Raw genomic sequence first — 21093 nt, forward strand, 5'->3', positions numbered from 1 at the left:
TGGTTAAGACACCGCCCTTTCACGGCGGTAACATGGGTTCAAATCCCGTACGGGTCACTTTAATAATTATCGCGGGATGGAGCAGTCTGGTAGCTCGTCGGGCTCATAACCCGAAGGTCGTAGGTTCAAATCCTTCTCCCGCAATTAGTATGGTCCTATGGTGTAGGGGTTTATCACGCCTGCCTGTCACGCAGGAGATCGCCGGTTCAAATCCGGCTAGGACCGTAGATGTTACTTTTAAGTAAGGTACTGTTAGTTATTTAACAGTGCCTTTTTTCGTGCCGTTGTTCGCGAATATCGATATTTCAACAAGTGATAAGATGTGTTAGAATAAAATATGTTACAGCACATTCCCGATAGGATTCATTTGTGTGAAGATGCCTTGTAACCAAATTATTGAATGGGGGAATTATCGTGTCAGAAAGACATTTGTTTACGTCAGAATCCGTTTCAGAAGGACATCCAGATAAAATCGCTGATCAAATAAGTGATGCAATTTTGGATGCATTACTGGAGAAAGATCCTGATGCACGTGTGGCTTGTGAGACAACCGTCACTACTGGATTAGTAGTTGTTGTAGGTGAGGTTTCTACTAGTGCATATATTGATATTCAAAAAGTTGTTAGAGATACAATCAAGGAAATTGGGTATGTTAACAATAAGTATGGTTTTGACGGTGATAATTGTGCCGTGATGACATCTATTGATGAACAGTCACCAGATATTGCTCAGGGCGTTGATCGATCACTTGAGAACCGTGAGGGGGACATTGATCCTCTAGATCAGATAGGTGCTGGTGACCAAGGAATGATGTTTGGTTATGCTATTGATGAGACACCAGAATTAATGCCTTTGCCAATTTCTTTGAGTCATCGACTGATGCGTAAAATAGCTGAAATTAGAAAAGATCATGTATTAAATTATTTGGGGCCGGATGCTAAGGCGCAGGTTACAGTAGAATATGATGAAAACAATAAACCTGCACGAGTAGATACAGTTGTTATTTCGACGCAGCATGATGCTGATACAAGTTTGGAAACAATTCGTAAAGATGTCGTTGAAAAAGTTATCAAGGCTGTTATTCCAGAGAAACTTTTAGATGAAAAAACAAAATACTTTGTTAACCCTACTGGCCGCTTTGTTGTAGGTGGACCTCAGGGCGATGCAGGTCTAACAGGTCGTAAGATTATTGTCGATACTTATGGTGGTTATGCTCACCATGGTGGTGGTGCTTTTTCTGGTAAAGATGCTACGAAGGTTGATCGTTCTGCAAGCTATGCTGCTAGATACATAGCTAAAAATATTGTTGCAGCAAAAATTGCTACTCAGGTTGAAGTTCAGTTAGCTTATGCAATTGGTGTAGCTCAGCCAGTTTCGATTTCTGTAAATGCATTTGGAACATCAAAATTTTCTGAACAGGATCTTCAGGCTGCTATTCGAAAAGTCTTTGATTTAAGACCTGCAGGAATTATTGAAATGCTTGATTTAAAGAGACCAATTTATAAAAAAACAGCAGCTTATGGTCATTTTGGTCGGACTGATGTAGAGTTACCTTGGGAAAAAACAGACAAAGTTAACGAACTTAAAAAGGCTTTGAATTTGTAGTTTTTGCCCAGAAGCTTTTTTATGTTGTGGTGCCTTGCAATTTTAAGCTCGTTTTGCTACGATAATGTAAATAAAACGCTAATAGGGATTAGTAAGGGAGACTGCTATTACAGAGAGTGTATGTTTGGGTGTAAGTACACAATAGCATCGCTTTGAACTCACCTTAGAGTTTCTTGTTGAACTTTAGTAAACAAGAACGGGTATTTCCGTTAAAAAATAGAGCGCTGGTGTAAAGATCTCTTTATACCGGAAAATAGGTGGTACCGCGAGTCTTCTCGTCCTATATGAAGTTTTTGAAAGAGCTTCTATAGGACTTTTTTATTTAATTCTTATGAAGGGAATGAACAAGATAATGGGTTATGACCATAAATCGATTGAACAAAAGTGGCAACATTATTGGGAAACACACAAAACTTTTAAAACTACGGAGGATCCAGAGCGTAAAAAATTCTATTCTTTAGATATGTTCCCATATCCATCAGGACAAGGATTGCATGTTGGACATCCAGAGGGGTATACGGCAACAGATATTATTGCGCGGATGAAGCGGATGCAAGGTTATAATGTTTTGCATCCGATGGGTTGGGATGCTTTTGGGCTTCCAGCTGAGCAGTATGCTCTTAATACTGGTCATTCACCTCGTAAATTCACTAAAGAAAATATTAATAATTTTAGGCGCCAAATTAAATCCTTAGGTTTATCATATGATTGGGATCGAGAAATTAATACAACAGATCCTTCTTACTATAAGTGGACACAATGGATTTTTGAGAAGTTATATGAAAAAGGTCTCGCGTACGAAGATGAGGTAGCTGTTAATTGGAGTCCTGATCTTGGGACGGTTGTTGCAAACGAAGAAGTTATTGACGGAAAAACTGAACGTGGAGGTTTCCCAGTTGTTCGGAAACCAATGCGACAATGGGTGCTGAAAATAACAGCTTATGCTGATCGCTTAATTAAAGACTTAGATGATGTCGATTGGCCAGAAAATATTAAAGAACAACAGCGTAACTGGATTGGTAAATCTATTGGCGCAAGCATCAGATTCAAAATTGCCGATCATGAAGACAAAGAAATAGAAGTCTTTTCAACTCGTCCAGATACTATTTTTGGTGCAACAGCGCTTGTTCTGGCACCTGAGTTGGATATTGTTAAAGGGTTAACCACACCAGAACAAAAAAAGAGTGTTGATGACTACATTCAAAAGATTCTGCATAAATCTGATTTGGAAAGAACGGATTTGGCAAAAGAGAAAACTGGGGTCTTTACGGGAAGTTACGTAATTAACCCAGTTAACGGTGAAAAAGTTCAATTATGGATTGCTGACTATGTACTTGCTACATATGGTACTGGTGCGGTAATGGTAGTTCCAGCACATGATACGCGGGATTATGAATTTGCTACCAAATTTAAATTGCCAATCATACCAGTTATTGAAGGCGGCGATGTTTCTAAGGAAGCCTATACAGGTGATGGTCAACACATCAATTCAGGTTTCTTAGATGGTATGAACAAGGAAGATGCAATTCAAACTATTGTTGATTGGTTGAAAGAACATAAAGCTGGAGATAAAGAAGTTAATTATCGTCTGCGCGATTGGTTGTTCTCTCGTCAACGTTATTGGGGTGAACCAATTCCGGTCATTCATTGGGAAGATGGTGAAACCACACTTGTGCCTGAAGATGAGCTTCCTTTGCGTCTTCCTAAAGCAAAAGACATCAAACCTTCTGGAACTGGTGAAAGTCCATTGGCTAATCTAGATGATTGGATTAATGTAGTCGATAAAAATGGACGCAAAGGAAAACGTGAAACAAATACAATGCCACAGTGGGCAGGTAGTTCATGGTATTTCCTTCGTTACGTGGATCCACATAATCAAGGAGCAGTTGCTGATTATGACAAATTAAAAGAGTGGATGCCTGTTGATTTGTATGTTGGTGGTGCAGAGCATGCGGTTCTCCATCTTTTGTATGCACGTTTCTGGCATAAATTCCTTTATGATATTGGAGTTGTTCCTACAAAAGAACCATTCCAAAAACTGGTGAACCAAGGAATGATTTTAGGTGACAATCATGAGAAAATGTCTAAATCTAAAGGAAATGTTGTCAATCCAGATGATATTGTTGAACAATATGGTGCTGACACCTTGCGCTTATACGAAATGTTCATGGGACCATTGGATGCATCAATTGCTTGGAGTGAAGATGGATTAAATGGGGCTAATCGATTCATTAATCGCGTATGGCGTTTGATTATCGATGAGGAAGATAATTTGCGTGATCGTATCACAACATTGAATGACGGTAAGTTAGAGCGCATTTATAACCAAACTGTTAAGAAGGTTACGGAAGATTATACCGCGATGCATTTTAACACGGCCATTTCACAATTAATGGTTTTTGTTAATGAAGCATATAAAGTAGATGCTTTACCACTTGAATATATCGAAGGTTTTGTTAAGATGATTTCTCCAGTTATTCCACATGTTGCTGAGGAATTGTGGACGAAGTTGGGGCATGTTGGGACAATTACTTATGAAAAATGGCCAACATTTGATTCATCTAAGTTGGTCGAGGACACAATTGAAGTTGTGGTTCAAGTGAATGGAAAAGTAAAACAGCATTTGACGGTTTCCAAGGAAATTTCAAAAGAGGAATTAGAACAAAAGGCATTAGCAGACGAAAAAATTCAAAAAGCTATTAATGGAAAAGATGTTAAGCGAGTTATTGCTGTTCCTGGTAAGCTGGTTAGTATCGTTGTAAAATGACCTTGTTATAAGGGAGTATAACAAAAAAGATCAGACATTCTTCAATGCTGATCTTTTTTTATTAATAAAAAACATAAAATTCTATTTGCAACAGTGACATTAATTTTATACAATTAAAAACATATGTTATTAAGATTTAGTTACATTAGTTTTTTTTAATCTAGGAGGAATGATAGAGATATGAAGAACGAACTTTCGCGGGCTTTAACTCACCGTCATGTGCAAATGATAGCTATTGGCGGAGCAATCGGAACAGGATTGTTTTTGGGATCAGGGACTGCGATACAAAAAGCAGGGCCAGCAATTATTTTAGCCTATTTGATTGCCGGTATTATTTGCTTTTTCATGATGCGTGCAATTGGTGAATTGGTGCTATCTAATACGAAACTTACATCATTTATCGATTTTGTGCGGGTTTATTTGGGTGACGGATGGGAGTTCGTTATTGGTTGGACGTATTGGTTATGTTGGGAAAGTTTAGCGATGGCTGATTTAACGGCTAGTGGTATTTATATTGACTACTGGTTTCCTTTTATTCCTCAATGGGTAACACCCTTGGTTATTATTCTTATTTTGCTAGGTTTTAATTTATTGAGTGTGGGCATCTATGGTGAACTAGAATCATGGTTTGCAAGCATTAAGGTGTTGGCAATCATAGCCTTAATTGTAACAGGAATTATTTTGATTTTATTTCAGACGAATGTTAGTGGTCATCAAGTAAGTATCAGTAACTTATTCAATTACGGAGGATTTTTTCCAAAGGGATGGTCAGGTTTCTTAGCAGCTTTTCCGATGGTTATCTTTGCTTTTACGGGAATTGAAATGGTGGGTTTGACATCTGGAGAAACTGAGGATCCTAAAAGAGATATTCCACGTGCTATTAATAGTCTGCCTATCAGAATTGGCTTGTTCTATTTAGGATCGATGTTTGTTTTGATGTGTATTTATCCATGGAATGAAATCACGACCACTTCCAGTCCATTTGTTCAGGTTTTCTCTGGAATTGGAATTAAAGTTGCTGCGGGTGTTATAAACTTTGTGGTGTTAACCGCTGCATTATCAGCATGCAACAGTGCAATTTTCAGTACAAGCCGTACGCTTTATGTTTTATCGCATAGCAAAAAAGCACCTCATTTTTTTGGGAACACGAGTAACCAAAGCGTACCGGTTCAATCATTGATTTTTTCTTCTGTTGTATTGTTTATCATCGTTCTCTTAAACTACGTTGTTCCAAAGAGTATTTTTGAAATTATTTCAGGAGTTGCTACTATCAGCTTTATTTTTGTTTGGGTTGTTTTAGTCATATGTCATTATAAATACAGATTACAGAATAAAAAGCAGGAGCGGATTTTTCCAATGCCTTTTTATCCGTTTTCTAACATTATTACAATAGTCTTCTTTATCGGAGTATTATTTCTCCTGACATTAAGTAAAAGTACACTTCTTTCACTTATTTTTTCGATTATCTGGTTTGCTGCATTAGGATTGATTTACAAATTTACTTCTTTAAAAAGCAAAGCGTAATTTTATCTTTTTAAAGAACTTGGTCTGGAAAAACGTTTAAGTGTGCCTGTTTCTTATGTTAATGTGCACTTTAAATGTTGTTAAGATAGAAACGGTATAACGTATCAGCTTTATTTCAAAAGTCGTATTATTTTAATTATTTCCATTTTAATGCGAATCACGTGTAGTCGGAAATTTTGTCATTAATACTTACTCAATTGGGCACGTTTTTGGAAGACTTCTTGTTGGTCTTGAAAGTATACAACGATCTTTATCCTTTTTTATAGGGATAGAGGTCGTTTTTAGTTTACTGGAAGATAATCTAGGGGTTAGGAATTCGTAAAATAGATAAATTTATTTCATTTAAAAAACGTTATTTTTATAGTTAAATAAGTAGCTTTAAACTTAACAAAGAAGTTTATAATATCTAATAATTCAATGCATTGCTTGTTGTTGCAAAACAGTTTAAAATTAACAAAGTTGAATAAGCAAAAAGGCAGGATAATAAAATGGCAAAATGGTCTACTGACAAGAAGATTAAACCTGACAATTTTGGCAGGAATTCAGCAACTAACAAAACAGCAAAAGAAAAGATGCTGAGAGGTTCAGCCTGGATGACAGTTGGGAGTATTTTTTCGCGGATTTTGGGTGCAATTTACATTATTCCTTGGTACGGTTGGTTCGGGGCAGATAAATTGCAAGCTAATGCTCTTTATACAAAGGGATATACAGTCTACAGCATGTTTTTAATGATTGCAATTTCTGGTATTCCTTCGGCTGTTGCAAAACAAGTCTCTCATTATAATGCTCAGAATGAATATGCAGTTGGACGTCGCTTATTTAAAAAATCGTTATTGTTAATGGTGATAATTGGCATTACATGTATGAGTGTTATGTGGATTGGCGCGCCTTGGATATCACAGGGGGATGCTAATCTAGTGCCTGTCTACCGTTCCTTATCTATTGCTTTGATAATTATTCCGGTTATGAGCTTAACCCGTGGTTTTTTTCAGGGATATCAAGATATGTTTCCTTCAGCAATGTCGCAGTTACTTGAGCAGATAGTACGCATTATCTATATGTTGGTAGCGACTTTTTTCATTATGCGAATTTTGAAGGAAGGTTATGTAACAGGGGTAGTGCATTCAACTTTCGCCGCATTTATTGGATCGTTGGGCGGCCTTTTAATACTAATATTATATTATTTTCGTAAAAAAGATTATATGGATCAATTAGTCCTTCAGAGTTCCAATCAATTAAAAGTTTCGGATGGTCGTATTATTAAAGAAGTTTTGTACGAATCAGTTCCTTTTATCATTATTGGGGTATCGACAACAGTTTATAATTTAATTGATCAATTTACTTTTCAGTCCGTAATGCAGCATTTTTCAGAATTAAGTGTTCGTCGTATAAATGATTGGTTTGCACTTTTTGCTGGAAATGCAAATAAACTTATTATGATTACAATATCACTGGCTTCAGCAATGGCAATAACGGTGATTCCATTACTCTCTGAAGCATATACGAAAAAAGACAAAGGCCAAATTTCAATTCAGATAAATGATGCACTTGAGTTGTTTTTGATTGTTATGTTACCTTGTTCACTGGGAATGGCGGCAGTTGCTAAACCGTTGTATGTTATTTTTTATACGTATGATTATACCGGTATTTTTGTCTTGAGTTTTGCTTCCTATATTGCCCTTCCAATAGGTTTGTTTATGGTACTTTCTTCACTACTGCAAGGAGTTTATCAAAATAAAATTGCGATTAAATATTTTGCAATTGGTCTTGTTGTGAAAGTAATTATTCAAGTGCCTTTAGTTGCATTTTTACAAGGTTTTGGGCCATTATTGGCTACAGGTATAGGAATGATGGTATCCAATTTGTTAATGCTTCGTTTCTTTTACTCCCATTTTGAAATGGACTATCATCGAATTGTACGACGTTTCGATGGCCTGCTGTTTTTTTCAATACTAATGTTTATGGTAGCGTTGGGGGTGGTTCACCTTAGCAGCTTTTTCTTAAATCAATACAGCAGAATCCAATCACTATTTGTTTTAATCTTAGCAGCAACGGCAGGCGGCTATGTGTACATATACTTATGTCTTAAAACACGGATTGCTGATAAAATATTAGGACCTAGAGTGGAAACTTTGCGACGTTTTTTGCGGATAAAGTGAGGTTGGAAAATGAGACTTGATAGATATTTAGCTAATATAGGATTGGGAACGCGTTCAGAGGTAAGAAAAATAATAAAAGGTGGACGCGTTAGAGTTAATTCCAGTATTGTTGATAATGGGAAAAAACAAATTAAAGAGCAAGATGATCAAGTACAAGTTGATAACAAAATAATTGAATATCAGGACTTCTTTTATTATATGCTAAATAAACCCCAAGGTGTTGTATCAGCAACTAATGATAAAATCCAGAAAACAGTTCTTGAATTGTTGAACGAAAGAGACTGTTTGCGAGGATTGTTTCCTGTTGGAAGATTGGATAAAGATACTACTGGTTTGCTGATAATAACGAATGACGGAAAACTAGCCCATCAACTTTTGTCGCCAGCGCATCATGTTAAGAAAGTTTACCAAGCTAAAATTGCTGGAATTGTCGATGAGAATGCGGTTAAAAAAATTGCATCAGGAATCATGCTTAGAAATGGTGAACGAACTAAGGGTGCTGAAGTCCAAGTATTAAAATTGGAAGATAATTGTAGCTGGATCAAGATAACAATCAGCGAAGGCAAGTATCATCAAATAAAAAGAATGTTTGGGGCTCTTTCGATGCTTGTAATAGAGTTGAATAGAATTGAAATGGGATCACTGAAATTAGATGCCAGTCTTGAAGAGGGTAGTTATCGAAAGTTAACCGATAATGAAATTTTAAAATTAAAAGAGAATTAATTTATTTGGAAATAGTTTGAGATACAAAAAACAGTTGTAAATTGACCTTCTGTAATTATCGAGGGATCAATTTACAACTGAATTTTTATAATTTAAAATAAATAGATATGTCGCAGAAGAGTTTTACCTTGCTTGCGAAGCGTATTTATACATAAAATTCTGAAGCTCGCCAATAATATCCATTGGTAAAACTACATATCTAGAAGATGATAGCTTTTGGGATATAGCGCTATGAGTGTAGACTGCAGCGTCAACGATTTGCTCATAGTTCTTGTAGTGAAATTGTCCTAAAAATGCTGCAATAATGCCAGTTAAGGTATCACCCATTCCGCCAGTACTCATATAAGGACCACCTATCTTTAGCTGTGAAGGGGGAGTATTAGTATGATAAATGGTTGTGTGATATTTTTTAAGGACTACTGTGCCAGCTAATTCGTGCTGCTTTAATATGTTTTTGCTGACTGACTGTTCAGCAATTTTTATTCCACTGAGACGCTGCCATTCCATTTGGTGTGGTGTATAGATTGTTTTTCGATTTGCCAAAATTGTTTTAAGATTTTGTTGGTCAGAAATTAAAGTAATTGCTGAGCCATCAACAATTATGAATTGTTTTTCAACAGTATTCAAAACTACTTTTTTAAGAATTTTGAGAGCAGCCGTATTTTCTCCAAGTCCAGGACCAATGACAATTACATCGGCTTTTTTTACTGCATTGATCAAGTCAACATCATTGTTATAATTAATGAACATTGCCTCCGGTACAATTGAGTGAAGTGCAGTCAGATTTTTCGAGTCTGTAGCGCAACTGACAAGTCCTGCACCCCCGTGTACAGCGGCTGAAGAAGACATAATGATAGCTCCACCATAATTTTCATTTCCGCCAATAGTTAAGATATGTCCAAAATTTCCTTTATGGCTTTCAAGTGGGCGTGGTAAAATTATTTTTTTTAAGATATTTTTCTGTAATTGATGGATATGATCACCCTCTAAAGATGTTATAGAATTACTATTATAGTTTAGCATAAATCCACTTAGTGTGAGATATGCAGTTATTTAACGAAATATTTATTAGATATGATAAGATTAGCACATAATTTAAATTTTGGGGAGGAATAGTAATGCAGATAGATTGGAAAGGTGAAATTGTAAAAAGAAAAAATGAATTGTTATCAGATTTGAAGGAAATCTTAAAAATTGAAAGTGTACGTGATGAGAGTGTGGCATCAGAAGATGCCCCCTTTGGTCCAGGACCGAAAAAAGCCTTGGTTAAGTTTTTAAAAATTGCTGATAGAGATGGTTTTGAGACACTGAATCTTGAGGGGGTCGCTGGTCATATCGAGTATGGTAAAGGTAGTGAAATCTTAGGTATTTTGGCTCACGTTGATGTTATGCCAGCTGGCAAGGGCTGGGACACTAATCCATTTATTCCTGTTATTAAGGATGGACGTCTCTATGCAAGGGGGGCTGCTGATGATAAGGGACCGGCAATGGCAGCTTATTATGCTTTAAAATTAATTAAAGAGTTGGATTTACCTGTTAGCAAAAGAGTACGTTTTATTTTAGGAACCGATGAGGAAAGTCACTGGAGATGTGTCAACCATTATTTTGATAAAATGCCACTGCCTGATTTTGGCTTTTCACCAGATGCTTTTTTTCCTTTAATAAATGGAGAAAAGGGCAACGTCACTTATAGCGTTAATTTTTCAGGAGAGAGCACAGGGAAAGTAGCACTTGTTGATTTTCAGTCGGGTATGCGTGAAAACATGGTTCCAAGAGAAGCAATTGCACGTTTAAGTGGAGTAGACTTCGAGACAACTGAAAAATTATTTAAGAAATTTATTTCTCAAAATCCAGTTCAGGGAAATATTTCACGAAAAAATGGAATGATAACACTTGAAGTAATTGGGAAAGCTGCTCATGCGCAAGAACCTCGAAAGGGTATAAATGCAGGGACATATTTAGCTTTATTTTTGAATAATTTTAAGCTGAATGGCGGAGCTAAGGCTTACATTGAGTTTGTTGCAAAAATGTTGCATCAGGATTCTCGTATGGATAGTTTGGGTATGCATTTTACAGATGATATAATGGGTGATTTAACGATGAATGCAGGCATTTTCAATTTTAGAGATTCAATTGGAGGAAGCGTAGTTCTGAACTTCCGGTTTCCGCGGGGAATAAAAGCTGCGGAAATAAGAAATATTTTGGAGAAAAAAACTGCTGCTTTAAGTACCACTATAAAATTAGCGGGTAAACTTCAAGAACCGCATTATGTTCCATTAGATGATCCTATGGTGAAGACTTTGTTAGGAGTATATGAAAGCCAAACCGGTAACAAGGGATATGGAGTAGTTGTTGGTGGAGGAACTTATGCTCGCTTAATGAAAAGGGGAGTAGCATTTGGAGCAATGTTTCCGAATGTTCCAGATACGATGCATCAAGCAAATGAATTTATACCAATTGAGGATTTAATAAAGGCTGCTGCGATTTATGCTGAAGCTATATATAAATTAATTGAATAAGTAAATCCCAATCTAGAAATATAATATCTTCAACCCCTATTTGCTCTTAGAATAAGCTTGTTCTTTTAGTATGATAACTTAATTATATACGCAAATATGAAAAAATATTTTTATTTTTTTTGAAATTAAAAAAAATAAGGCGTACACTTAAGTTAGTGTGAATGAGGGGGTCGTGATATGCAAAAGGGATTTATGCATGAACTTGAAGCAAATATTTTATCGGACAATGAAGATTCAAAGGTGTTTTTGGTGCCCAGCAAGAAAGAACATCTTGCTGTGAAAATAGACAAAAATGTTTTGGATCATTTGAAAGATGATGGGAAGCTAGAGCGGATGTTGAAAAATTTGTTAAAAATGAATTCCAAGAAGACAACAAAGGAAACTATCAACATCAATAAACGAAATTATCGTATTTTTTTGTAGGTCTAGGCAATACTTTTGCATAGTAAAATATAGCAGCTTGTTGAGGTGGATGGAAAATTTGGGTACATGTCAAACTGCTTGATTTTAGGCAACGCTAAGGTGCTGCTTTTTTTGTACAAGTATTTTCAATAAAACATAAAATACTGTAAAAAGATAACTAGCTAGATTATTTAACTAACTTAGACCTATATTCAAGTGTACCAATATTATATAGTGGAATATTTATAAAATAAGATGAGACCACAACAAAATTGTTTTTTGTTGTGATCTCATCTCTTACTTTTCATCACGGATAATAGTTTCAGTGAGTTTTAAGATTTTAAAGTTTGATAATACTCTGAACGCTATTTGTATTAAAGAGATTATGATTATCCTTAACCGCGCCAATGGAGAACCAATCAATGTGTGTCAGCATACATGCAAGATAACTAAGCATGTCATCCTGGCTATGATTGAAATTACTTTCTTCATGCCATTTGGAAAAGGAAGTAGAGAAAACCTTATCTAATTTTCCTTCGCTAGGTTTTCCTGAAACACGATAACCAGTTACAATTGTATCAGGATCAATTTGAAGCTTAAGATTGTTTGTTAAATTAATATAAAAATGCATTCAATAACCGCCTTTCATTAACTTAAATAGTATACCACACACTAGTTTTAACTGTGAATGGCAAGTTTGAATAAAAAGTTATTGACGACATATGTACTTGTCAAGAGAATTAACTTACTTTAAAATAAAATTAGTGATGGTGTTCAGAAAAAGGAGTGTAGGGATGTTTTTAACGACAAGGGACATAAATAGAACTTATATGATTTTGGGGATAGTAAATGCGACTGCCAAACGCACACTGATAGCGGACAGGATTGATGAAGTGGATCAATATGATGACTTGTATAATCAGGTCAAATCAAAATTAATAGAACGAGCTGCTGCGAAAGATGGTGACGGGGTCATAGGTGTTTCCTTTAATTCAGAAATTGTGCGTGTTTCTGTAGGGCCGAAATATATGATGCTACATGGATATGGAACAGTTATTAGTTTTCCAAAAAAATAGTTAATTTAACATTAATGTACAATAAGCACATCGCATTTAGCCGTTTTAACAACATGATTTGAAACTGATCCGACAAAAGTCCTCTGAATACGATTCTTTTGTGTCGTACCTAGGACTATTAAATCGTTGCGATATTCTGAAGGAAAGTCAGATGATATCACCGTACGTGGGTCTCCAAAGCGGAGATGGATGTGAGTTTGATACTCTGAAGATCCATTCTCTAGTGCAGTGGATAGAATTTTTTCAAGTTTGTACATATTTTTTTGCTCGAGTTCATAAATTTTTTGGCTTGAAGGGGAAAAATCAATGTTTCCGAAGCTCAACAATGAAGAATCGATCACGTGGAGTATATCGAGTTGAAGATTGTGTTCGCGTGCATATGCAACGCAGGTTTTCAGGGCCTTTTCAGATGCTGAATCCCAATCTATTGCCACTAAAATTCTTTGATAATCTGCTGTCATCTGTGTCACTCCTTTGAAGTTAGGAAACCTTAAACCAATTGTAATTGCTTAGAAGAAAAAAGCAATAGAATTTTTTATAAAGATGGTTATAAAAAATGAAAAAGGCTATAACAGAATTGTGTGCTTAACCTGTCTGTTATGGTCTTTTTTTAATCAACTTCAAGTATCATTTTGCTTGTTAGCAGAGCACTTTTACCAGCTGTAGTTAAAATACCGGGTGTTAAGTTAACAAATCTGTTTTCAACGCGTATCGGTTTATGGGTAGTAAAGTCCGCTTCAGACAAAAGTGTTTCGATGTACCCAAGTTCACGTTTGCTAATATTATAACAAGCTGCAAAATTGATTGCTTCTTTTTCAGTTGGACCAGTACTAATATTTGACTTATTTATAAAAAGCATAAATTCCCTAATAAAGGCATAGTCAAGCATCCCTATCACTCCCTTTAGATAAATTATAACCTAAAATCAATAACAAAGTACACAATTTATATATATAATGTGGACAATATTAATATTTTAGTAATTTTAGGTTATTATTATATTCAAAAATCAAAAAATGTGAGTAGAGGGAGTTTTATATTAAGTATAAAATGTATCAAATACAAGAAAAGCTATACTTATTAATCAATTAATAAAAAATAGCATTTTTAAACGTATTATAAAAAGATTGAGATGAAATATATTTTCATCTCAATCTTTGGTATTATTGTAGTTGCTAATTTTTTTACGAAACTGAACGAATTAAGTTTTCGATCGTATTTTTTCTTTGTTTTACTGCTTTATCAATCAAGTGGTCAAAAATTTTTCCAAAAGTTGAATGTGTTTTAAATAAGCATTCTGGATGGAACTGGACTGCAAAAATATTTCCATCGTTAGATTCTATTGATTCAATTATGCCATCATCACTCTGAGCTGCAACATTTAATTCTCTACCAAGTTTATTAATAGCTTGATGATGAAATGAATTGACTAGCAAGCGTTGACCAAATAATTGCTTCAACCAAGAATCAGAAGAAGTTGTTATATGATGAGTAGGGACATCGAATGCAGTTGGATATTGATTATGCTGTGTTTTTATTCCAAGTTGAAGATGAATATCTTGATATAGAGAACCGCCTAGAGCAACATTTATGAGTTGTTGCCCGCGGCAAATGCCAAAAATAGGTTTGTGTACCCTAAGGGCTTCTTTTACTAAAGATATTTCAAATTGATCTCGATTTAAATCTGTTTCGCCTAATTCCTGAATCGGTTCTTTACCGTATAATGTGGGGACGACATCTTGTCCACCTGCTAGTAGTAGAGCATCGATAGTTTCTATATAGTCTTTGGCTTCAGTTGTTTTACCGAGCGGTAAAACAATTGGTAAACCGCCACTTTGTCGTATTCCGTCAACATAAGCCATTTGGATGTAGTCGACATAATTTGTATTAAATTTTTTAGTTGGATGAATTAAGTGGTTACTTGCGATTCCAATTTTAGGTATCATAGCGAGAGCTCCTTTGTTTTAATAATCAGGTGTAAGAAATAATAAAAGAAGTGAAATAAAAAAGTACCTTTCGTCCCATCATCGATAATTATCAATGATGGGACGAAAGGTACTTCGTGTTACCACCCATATTTACAGAAGATTTGCATCCACTGCCTCATTAGCTTCAATAAAAAGCTTAGGAATTTAACGATCCCTACCGTCTAGCAAGCTTGCACCGTCTAGAATAACTGAGTTCATCTTCATTATGTTTCTGAATCCACCCTTGCACCATTTGGTGGTCGCTTTAAAATCCATAAACAAAACTACTCTTCTCATAATTTTAAGTATTTCTTTTTATCATACGCAACAATGCATTATTTGTCAATAATAAATTTGGTTATGTGACATAAGACAGTAGATCTTGAGCACTAACTCCAAATTATGAACACAGTGTAATTCTCTATCATAAATAATTCAAAGTTAAATGAAGAATTTTTGAATTGAATTATGGAACACATTTATACAGAATAAATAAGGAAAATAGAGCAAAATTACATTTTTGATTTAGTTCCTTTGATAAAGGCGGATAAGGCATGGTAATAAATTGGCGAGTAAAAACCAGCGTATTCTGTTACACATCAAGGGTGAAGCTCGATTAAATTATTCGGCGAAAAAATGTTATCATGAATATCTGTTTTGAAATTTTAATCATGTTTAATACTATAAGATATAAGTTCCGGTATAATAGGATGCAAAGGCAGCAATTAAAAGGAGTTAAGTGCGATGTTGGATAATTTGTTAAACGTTATTAAAGAAGAAGAACTTTCTCGCCAATTATGTAAAAGCTTTTTAGGTATTGAAGTTGAAGAACACAGAGTTGATCACAATGGAAAATTGAGCCGTGAACCGCATCCGCAAAAGCTAGGTTCCAGAGCCTATCATCCATACCTTCAATCTGATTTTTCGGAGTCACAAAGTGAAATTATCACAGCTCCTTTTGATTCTGTGGGTAAAGTTATTCAACAATTAGATACTCTTCAAACGATTTTAACTCGTTCACTTCAAAATAATGATAGGATTTGGCCGTTAAGTATGCCGCCTGCGCTTGACAGTCTGGATAAGCAATTTATAGCTGAGCATTTTGATCGGCCAGCGTATAAAAATTATCGTCAGTATCTAATAAAAAAATACGGAGTTCCTCGAAAAATCATCACAGGAGTTCATGTGAATTATAGCATTCCAAATTCTTTTTTCGAATGTTTGTATAAGCACTATGAAAAGAATTTTGAAAATTTTAATAGTTTTAAAAATACGTTGTATTTTCGCATAGTGCAAAACTTTGTACTTAATCGCTGGTTGATAACATACTTATTTGGTGCGAGTCCTGTAGCCGAAAGAGGATTTTTTACTCATTCTTCTGATCCTAAATTTGAACATCCAGTTAGAAGTATCCGTAACAGTCGTTTTGGTTATGTAAATAATAGAGCGGATCAGGTTAATGTAACGCTATATTCATCTCTTGAGAACTTTATTGATGGGCTTGAGTGTGCAGTTAAGACAGGTCTTTTATATGGACCAGCTGAGTTTTACGGTCCAGTTAGGCTTCGAGGTCAAGATAGGTTAAGTGACTATTACACTAAGGGTATTTCTTACTTAGAGTTTCGAGTGTTTGATAACAACCCTTTCAGTACTAATGGTGTTGATCGCAATGCATTAATTTTTTTAAAGATCTTCTTGATTTATTTGTTGGTTACACCTGTTGATGAGAAAAATATTAAGGATAAATTAAAGCAAGCATTTGATGAAAATAATGCTGTCGCCTTGGAGCAGCCAGACAAAATAACTTTTAAGCTTGAAACAGGAAAAGTCGTTTTAGAAAAAATGTTAGAGTTAGTGAAATTTTTGGGACTAGAGTCTGAAGAAACATCAAGAATATTGCAGAATTTTAATAATGTATTGACCCATCCCAAGCTAACCCCCGCAGGCAGATTGATGCCTGTTATCAAAAATGGAAGTTTGCAAGAATTTGGAAATAAAGTTTCAGCTAAACATAAACAATTATTAACAGATGCTAATGTACTGCTTCCCGCTATGTCAAATTTTTCGGACAAAACTCAGTCGTTAATCTTTAAAGCAGTTGAATTGGGTATTAATTATACAATTGAAAAACGGGGAAACAACAGAATTATTCTTAAACTGACTTATTCAAATATTACAAAAAGGGTAGATGTTGAGAATTTAAGGAGCATAAACGCACAGAAGTATCTCTGCAAACTTTTTCCAGCCTTGAAAATAGAATAACTTAGCTTTGATAAACGAGAATCTAAGATAGCAGCCAAGGATGATCCAAAGTGTTTACTGATAATTATTTATCATAAAATGATTAATGTGTATAAAAGGGTTGAACTGACAAAAGGTTGATGTAAGATAGACTTGTGCAGCGTTGAGCGATGAAAATACTGCAAATTTATAAAAGAGGTGTGTCATTATGCAGAGTACTGTGAAAGAATCTGCTGGAACAAAGTTTTGGCGTGCTGTGTATTTAGGCCTGATTGGTGGAATTATTTCCGGTTTTGTTAAAATCGGGTGGGAAGGTTTGCTACCTCCACGTACAACGATTCGCAATTTGACTAATCCGCCGCAGGAATTAATGCAGCAAATGGGTATTCCTTATCGAATCACACATGCTTACTTTGTTTATTCTGGACAACATGTGCAGTTTGTCAGTTTAATCTTACATTTTGGTTTTTCAATTGTATTCGCTATTCTTTATTGCTGGCTTGCTGAGTATTGGTTGAAAGTTACATTTCTTCAAGGAACGGTCTATGGATTTGTGATTTGGATAGCTTTCCATATCATTATTTTACCGGCGTTAGGAACAATCCCGGCTCCATGGATGCAACCGTTTGATGAACATTTTTCAGAATTTTTAGGCCATTTAATTTGGGCTTGGACTTTTGAAATTTGTCGTCATGACTTTAAAGCACGTATGAGACATGTTGAGGTCGAATAAGATATAACTCATCATTTCTAAAAAAAGGTGATTTCTTCTTATTTCAAGTAGAGAATACTTGATATAGTCGAAATCATCTTTTTGTTTAGAAATAAAATTTGCTTGTGCAGTTGCCAATTGAAAATGGTTCGGATTTTTTCAAAGAATTCTTAATTCAGTAGTGCTACTCCAAAAGTTAAGTATGTTGCAAATAAAATCCATGCGAAATATGGATAGAATAGAATACTGGCAATTTTGCTTATTTTAAAAAACTGAATAAGGCAAGCTAGAACTAGCAGATCAAGAATAACAATAAGCAGCAAACCAAGCCAATAACGGTTTAGATTAAAGAAAACAATGCTCCAAATAAAATTAACGATTAATTGAACGGAATACAAAATAAATGCACTGAGTTTATCGCTTCTTTTGCCTAATGAAGAACGTAAAAGCATAAAACCAGAGATACCGATTAGTAAATATAAAAGCGGCCAGACAATCCCAAAAACAAAATCTGGTGGAGAAAGTGGCGGGAGCCGCAAATTATTGTAGATTTTTTTGATGTCTCCCGCAAAAAAGGCTGAGAGAGAACCAATCAATTCAACAACTATAATAAAAAGTGCTAATTTAACAAGATTGGAGTATTTTGAGTTAGTTTTCATAGAATTTCTCCTTTCTTTTCGAGTGTAACATAAAATATAGTATTTTATTTGAGACATGCTTTGGTATAGTGGACAATTGTGGTAATTGAACTTTTTAAAATCATTTTATGTTTAGCACAGATTAAATAAAGTGCTTCTTTCGGAAAGAAATAAAGCTATTATTATTGCTTGGCTAAGTAAAGAAGGCCCTGCGACAAAGAAATATCTGTCACAGGGCCTTTCTTTAAAAATGACTTCGTTTTAAATATATTTATAATTTAGAGGTACTTAAGTTTTTAGTTTAAGTCTTGTGATGCTTTTTCTTGAGCTTCCGCTGGAGAAAAGGCCTGTACTAAAACATTAGTCATATTTTTCTTGCTTTTAACGTCAACCAAATACCATTTCAGCATGGTTTTCCCCTCCTTTATTATTAACTACAAAAAGAAATTATATACGTTTTCATAAAAAGGTCAAGCATAATGTCTTATCGTAAAAAAATAATTTTAAGTAAATTTTAGTTAACTTATAAGGAAAGAGAGATTAATGATAAAAAAGCTGATAATAGAGTTTTTAACGTGGAGGAGAAATGCATTGTTGGGTTTTAATGCACTTTGCCGGTGTATTGTTTAGGGACTATGACTCAAATGATAGAAATTAAGAATATGAGCGCAGTACTTAAGTATGTAAGTTTTTGCATAACTTTAAAGTTATGCAAAAAAATAAAACTAGCATGTGAGTTCTTTGACGAAACTATGAATATTTTTGGACAAAAAATCCTTGTGGTTGATACTTAAGAGAGGACTATCAAAACGACTTTGGGTTAAAAAATAGCCAAAGTTTAACCAGACAAAATTCATAGCCAGAACTTCTATATCAGCATGTTGTGAGATATGTCCTTTTTGTTGCATTTTTTCTAAATAATTGACTAGCAGGGACTTGAAATGAATTGGGATTTTCTCCACATCTTTATTGACCTCAGGTAGTGCAAAAGATTCACGCAGTCCAATCATAAAAATTGCTTGATGGTCAAAGACAAATTTTTGATATTTATCGGCCATGGCAGTCAAGTCTTTCTCTAAGTTTCCAGTGTCTTTCTGTTCATGTTTTAGATGATCGATATCGGCTAGATATTGATCAATAGTGGCTTGTAATAAACCCCGTTTATCCTTAAAATTGCGGAAAATAGTTGTTTCGTTGACCATAGCCAATTCTGCAATTTTGTGGGTCGTAGCATTTCGATAGCCATTTTGGATTAGCAGATCCTTAAAGGCTTTGAGAATACGTTTTTGAGTTGGAGTAAATGACATCTTGATGTTCCCCCTGATTGCTTAATAGTGACTATAGTCTATCACAATTAGATTAAGCTATTAATAATTTGCTATATAAATTTTTAAAATTATTGTAGATTTTAAAATTGCAATTATCTAAATAAGGTCATTACACTATTGCGTTCAATTTTCATTTTGTATTACGTAAATTAACGTGTCTAACCCATCAGGTTTTAAGCCTGTTATATCTTAACTTGATTATTTCGACATCGAAAAGCCCCCGTTGTATTTGATATGGGGGCTTATTTTTTATGCAATAAAAAAAGACATCAAATCTAATTGGTGTCTTGCTGATGCACTACTATGTTTTTAAAGCTTAATACAAAAGAATCCATTATGCCCTCGGCAGGAGTCGAACCTGTACTTGGAAACCCAAACAGCGACCTGAACGCTGCGCGTCTGCCAATTCCGCCACGAGGGCAAAAATTAGTACTTCAACAGTATACAATATTTGTCAGCAAATTAAAAGAGGTTATTTAAAGTGAAACGTGAATACTTGAAATTTGACTTTGTGAGAAGATTATCTTCTTGCATTCAAGTAATGGTTAAATTAGAATTAGTAATGATGTAAGCGAAAACATTATAACTGGGATGGAGTTTGGTTATGCATAAAACGAATAGAAACTATTTAATTGATAGAGCAAAGATTTATCGCAAAGAAGCACAGCGTGCAATTGAACTTTTTGTATCTGGGGAGGAATATCGCGCGCAACTGGTGGAGAAAACGATAATTAAATCATGTTGTTCTGAGTTGAAGAATGAGAAACAAAATGCGGATACGAGTGACTATTACGAATTACTTGAAAGAATGGCTTCTTTTTTAAATAGGCAGAATACTTTATTTGAAAATTTGGACTGGATTCGGATCAATTGCCGAGTATATATAGACAGCACAAACAAGCGTTAAAGACAATTACAGGTAATAATGATATAATTAAGTAGTGAAAAGGGGTGGGAGTCAATGGTACAAAAATACCAAAAGATACTAGTTCCTGTAGATGGTTCAGAGAATGCTGAACGAGCTTTAGAACGAGCAATTGCAATCGCTAAGAGGAACAGTGCACATCTTGATATTTTAAATGTAATTGATGTTAAGCATTTTGCTAGCAATATAGGTGGGGTAATTGATCCGACTGGTGATATTATTTACTCCACATTTGAAAACGTCCAATCATATTTGAAAGAGCTTGAAGAAAAAGTTTTTAAAGCTGGACATAAGGATGTATCCATTCATGCACGTTTTGGCTCACCGCGGATGATAATATCAAAGGAGTTTCCAGATGAGTATCATTCGGATTTGATTATCATCAGTAAAACAGGTCTAAATCCAGTCGAACGTATACTAATGGGGGCCATTACTGATTACGTTATCCGCATGGCACATTGTGATGTAATGGTTGTTCGTTAAGTAAAACGACGAACGCATTGAAAC

Annotated in this window: 19 protein-coding genes, 3 tRNA genes, 1 riboswitch and 1 other annotated feature; of the genes, 14 read left to right on the forward strand and 8 right to left on the reverse strand. The window is 34.9% G+C overall.

Features of this window, described 5'->3' with window-relative positions; all coding sequences use genetic code 11:
• Positions 1-70: 70 nt before the first annotated feature.
• From FD20_RS09265 to FD20_RS09295, 7 genes are all read left to right on the forward strand, one after another.
• Positions 71-144: transfer RNA gene (locus tag FD20_RS09265), tRNA-Met, on the forward strand.
• Positions 145-151: 7 nt separating this feature from the next.
• Positions 152-225 (forward strand) — tRNA-Asp (locus FD20_RS09270).
• A gap of 110 nt (positions 226-335) precedes the next feature.
• Positions 336-417, forward strand: a riboswitch (SMK box riboswitch).
• Entirely contained in the window at positions 415-1605 is a 1191-nt protein-coding gene (metK, locus tag FD20_RS09275; protein ID WP_057737961.1) for a methionine adenosyltransferase, read from the forward strand. It overlaps the preceding riboswitch by 3 nt.
• A gap of 69 nt (positions 1606-1674) precedes the next feature.
• Positions 1675-1891: a binding site (T-box leader), on the forward strand.
• A 66-nt stretch (positions 1892-1957) separates the two neighbouring features.
• Entirely contained in the window at positions 1958-4372 is a 2415-nt protein-coding gene (gene leuS / locus FD20_RS09280) for a leucine--tRNA ligase (protein WP_057737963.1), read from the forward strand.
• 180 nt (positions 4373-4552) lie between these two features.
• Positions 4553-5896 (forward strand): amino acid permease, encoded by a 1344-nt coding sequence (locus tag FD20_RS09285; protein ID WP_057737965.1) that lies wholly within the window; start codon positions 4553-4555, stop codon positions 5894-5896.
• Between the two features lie 572 nt (positions 5897-6468).
• Positions 6469-8055 (forward strand): putative polysaccharide biosynthesis protein, encoded by a 1587-nt coding sequence (locus tag FD20_RS09290; RefSeq protein WP_057738005.1) that lies wholly within the window; start codon positions 6469-6471, stop codon positions 8053-8055.
• Between the two features lie 9 nt (positions 8056-8064).
• A complete protein-coding gene (locus FD20_RS09295; protein WP_057737966.1) occupies positions 8065-8778 on the forward strand; it encodes a pseudouridine synthase in 714 nt (237 codons plus the stop codon).
• A gap of 123 nt (positions 8779-8901) precedes the next feature.
• On the opposite strand, the gene FD20_RS09300 is transcribed toward FD20_RS09295, so the two are convergent.
• The gene (locus FD20_RS09300) at positions 8902-9801 is read right to left on the reverse strand and encodes an NAD(P)H-hydrate dehydratase (protein ID WP_157060889.1); all 900 of its coding nucleotides are present in this window, start codon (positions 9799-9801) and stop codon (positions 8902-8904) included.
• A gap of 95 nt (positions 9802-9896) precedes the next feature.
• Here FD20_RS09300 and pepV point away from each other — a divergent pair, with 95 nt between their 5' ends.
• Both pepV and FD20_RS09310 read left to right on the forward strand, forming a co-directional pair.
• Positions 9897-11297, forward strand: a complete 1401-nt coding sequence (gene pepV / locus FD20_RS09305) for a dipeptidase PepV (protein WP_057737967.1) — start codon at positions 9897-9899, stop codon at positions 11295-11297.
• Between the two features lie 177 nt (positions 11298-11474).
• The gene (locus tag FD20_RS09310) at positions 11475-11720 is read left to right on the forward strand and encodes a hypothetical protein (RefSeq protein WP_057737968.1); all 246 of its coding nucleotides are present in this window, start codon (positions 11475-11477) and stop codon (positions 11718-11720) included.
• A gap of 319 nt (positions 11721-12039) precedes the next feature.
• Here FD20_RS09310 and FD20_RS09315 read toward each other — a convergent pair whose 3' ends face one another.
• Complete coding sequence (locus FD20_RS09315; protein WP_057737969.1) at positions 12040-12330, reverse strand: hypothetical protein; 291 nt, start codon at positions 12328-12330, stop codon at positions 12040-12042.
• A gap of 163 nt (positions 12331-12493) precedes the next feature.
• Here FD20_RS09315 and FD20_RS09320 point away from each other — a divergent pair, with 163 nt between their 5' ends.
• Positions 12494-12775, forward strand: a complete 282-nt coding sequence (locus tag FD20_RS09320; protein ID WP_057737970.1) for a hypothetical protein — start codon at positions 12494-12496, stop codon at positions 12773-12775.
• Positions 12776-12786: 11 nt separating this feature from the next.
• Here FD20_RS09320 and FD20_RS09325 read toward each other — a convergent pair whose 3' ends face one another.
• The 3 genes from FD20_RS09325 to FD20_RS09335 form a co-directional block, all read right to left on the reverse strand.
• Entirely contained in the window at positions 12787-13236 is a 450-nt protein-coding gene (locus FD20_RS09325; RefSeq protein WP_057737971.1) for a universal stress protein, read from the reverse strand.
• A gap of 149 nt (positions 13237-13385) precedes the next feature.
• On the reverse strand, positions 13386-13664 hold the full coding sequence (locus FD20_RS09330) for a hypothetical protein (RefSeq protein WP_057737972.1): 279 nt from the start codon (positions 13662-13664) through the stop codon (positions 13386-13388).
• A 295-nt stretch (positions 13665-13959) separates the two neighbouring features.
• Positions 13960-14721, reverse strand: coding sequence for a gamma-glutamyl-gamma-aminobutyrate hydrolase family protein (locus FD20_RS09335; RefSeq protein ID WP_057737974.1), 762 nt, complete (start codon positions 14719-14721; stop codon positions 13960-13962).
• A 765-nt stretch (positions 14722-15486) separates the two neighbouring features.
• On the opposite strand from FD20_RS09335, the gene FD20_RS09340 reads away from it, so the two are divergent.
• On the forward strand, positions 15487-17004 hold the full coding sequence (locus tag FD20_RS09340) for a gamma-glutamylcysteine synthetase (protein ID WP_057737976.1): 1518 nt from the start codon (positions 15487-15489) through the stop codon (positions 17002-17004).
• A gap of 187 nt (positions 17005-17191) precedes the next feature.
• Positions 17192-17716, forward strand: coding sequence for a YagU family protein (locus FD20_RS09345; RefSeq protein ID WP_057737978.1), 525 nt, complete (start codon positions 17192-17194; stop codon positions 17714-17716).
• 149 nt (positions 17717-17865) lie between these two features.
• Here the strand turns inward: FD20_RS09345 and FD20_RS09350 are convergent, their stop codons facing one another.
• From FD20_RS09350 to FD20_RS09360, 3 genes are all read right to left on the reverse strand, one after another.
• Positions 17866-18354, reverse strand: a complete 489-nt coding sequence (locus tag FD20_RS09350; RefSeq protein ID WP_057737980.1) for a TspO/MBR family protein — start codon at positions 18352-18354, stop codon at positions 17866-17868.
• Between the two features lie 704 nt (positions 18355-19058).
• Entirely contained in the window at positions 19059-19640 is a 582-nt protein-coding gene (locus FD20_RS09355; protein WP_057737982.1) for a TetR/AcrR family transcriptional regulator, read from the reverse strand.
• Positions 19641-19998: 358 nt separating this feature from the next.
• Positions 19999-20082, reverse strand: a tRNA-Leu gene (locus FD20_RS09360).
• Positions 20083-20265: 183 nt separating this feature from the next.
• On the opposite strand from FD20_RS09360, the gene FD20_RS09365 reads away from it, so the two are divergent.
• Both FD20_RS09365 and FD20_RS09370 read left to right on the forward strand, forming a co-directional pair.
• Positions 20266-20568, forward strand: a complete 303-nt coding sequence (locus tag FD20_RS09365; RefSeq protein ID WP_057737984.1) for a hypothetical protein — start codon at positions 20266-20268, stop codon at positions 20566-20568.
• Between the two features lie 54 nt (positions 20569-20622).
• Entirely contained in the window at positions 20623-21069 is a 447-nt protein-coding gene (locus FD20_RS09370; protein ID WP_057737986.1) for a universal stress protein, read from the forward strand.
• Positions 21070-21093 lie beyond the last annotated feature (24 nt).

Source organism: Liquorilactobacillus uvarum DSM 19971 (assembly GCF_001434935.1).
GTDB lineage: Bacteria > Bacillota > Bacilli > Lactobacillales > Lactobacillaceae > Liquorilactobacillus > Liquorilactobacillus uvarum.

What these genes read in the sequence shown, in the direction of transcription:
- FD20_RS09345 (WP_057737978.1), top strand. Translation starts at nt 17,192, where the DNA reads ATGCAGAGTACTGTGAAAGAATCTGCTGGAACAAAGTTTTGGCGTGCT.
- FD20_RS09330 (WP_057737972.1), bottom strand. Translation starts at nt 13,664, where the DNA reads ATGCTTGACTATGCCTTTATTAGGGAATTTATGCTTTTTATAAATAAG.
- FD20_RS09315 (WP_057737969.1), bottom strand. Translation starts at nt 12,330, where the DNA reads ATGCATTTTTATATTAATTTAACAAACAATCTTAAGCTTCAAATTGAT.
- FD20_RS09285 (WP_057737965.1), top strand. Translation starts at nt 4,553, where the DNA reads ATGAAGAACGAACTTTCGCGGGCTTTAACTCACCGTCATGTGCAAATG.
- FD20_RS09335 (WP_057737974.1), bottom strand. Translation starts at nt 14,721, where the DNA reads ATGATACCTAAAATTGGAATCGCAAGTAACCACTTAATTCATCCAACT.
- FD20_RS09370 (WP_057737986.1), top strand. Translation starts at nt 20,623, where the DNA reads ATGGTACAAAAATACCAAAAGATACTAGTTCCTGTAGATGGTTCAGAG.
- FD20_RS09365 (WP_057737984.1), top strand. Translation starts at nt 20,266, where the DNA reads ATGCATAAAACGAATAGAAACTATTTAATTGATAGAGCAAAGATTTAT.
- FD20_RS09310 (WP_057737968.1), top strand. Translation starts at nt 11,475, where the DNA reads ATGCAAAAGGGATTTATGCATGAACTTGAAGCAAATATTTTATCGGAC.
- FD20_RS09355 (WP_057737982.1), bottom strand. Translation starts at nt 19,640, where the DNA reads ATGTCATTTACTCCAACTCAAAAACGTATTCTCAAAGCCTTTAAGGAT.
- FD20_RS09320 (WP_057737970.1), top strand. Translation starts at nt 12,494, where the DNA reads ATGTTTTTAACGACAAGGGACATAAATAGAACTTATATGATTTTGGGG.
- FD20_RS09290 (WP_057738005.1), top strand. Translation starts at nt 6,469, where the DNA reads ATGCTGAGAGGTTCAGCCTGGATGACAGTTGGGAGTATTTTTTCGCGG.
- FD20_RS09340 (WP_057737976.1), top strand. Translation starts at nt 15,487, where the DNA reads ATGTTGGATAATTTGTTAAACGTTATTAAAGAAGAAGAACTTTCTCGC.
- FD20_RS09325 (WP_057737971.1), bottom strand. Translation starts at nt 13,236, where the DNA reads ATGACAGCAGATTATCAAAGAATTTTAGTGGCAATAGATTGGGATTCA.
- pepV (WP_057737967.1), top strand. Translation starts at nt 9,897, where the DNA reads ATGCAGATAGATTGGAAAGGTGAAATTGTAAAAAGAAAAAATGAATTG.
- FD20_RS09295 (WP_057737966.1), top strand. Translation starts at nt 8,065, where the DNA reads ATGAGACTTGATAGATATTTAGCTAATATAGGATTGGGAACGCGTTCA.
- FD20_RS09350 (WP_057737980.1), bottom strand. Translation starts at nt 18,354, where the DNA reads ATGAAAACTAACTCAAAATACTCCAATCTTGTTAAATTAGCACTTTTT.
- FD20_RS09300 (WP_157060889.1), bottom strand. Translation starts at nt 9,801, where the DNA reads ATGCTAAACTATAATAGTAATTCTATAACATCTTTAGAGGGTGATCAT.
- leuS (WP_057737963.1), top strand. Translation starts at nt 1,958, where the DNA reads ATGGGTTATGACCATAAATCGATTGAACAAAAGTGGCAACATTATTGG.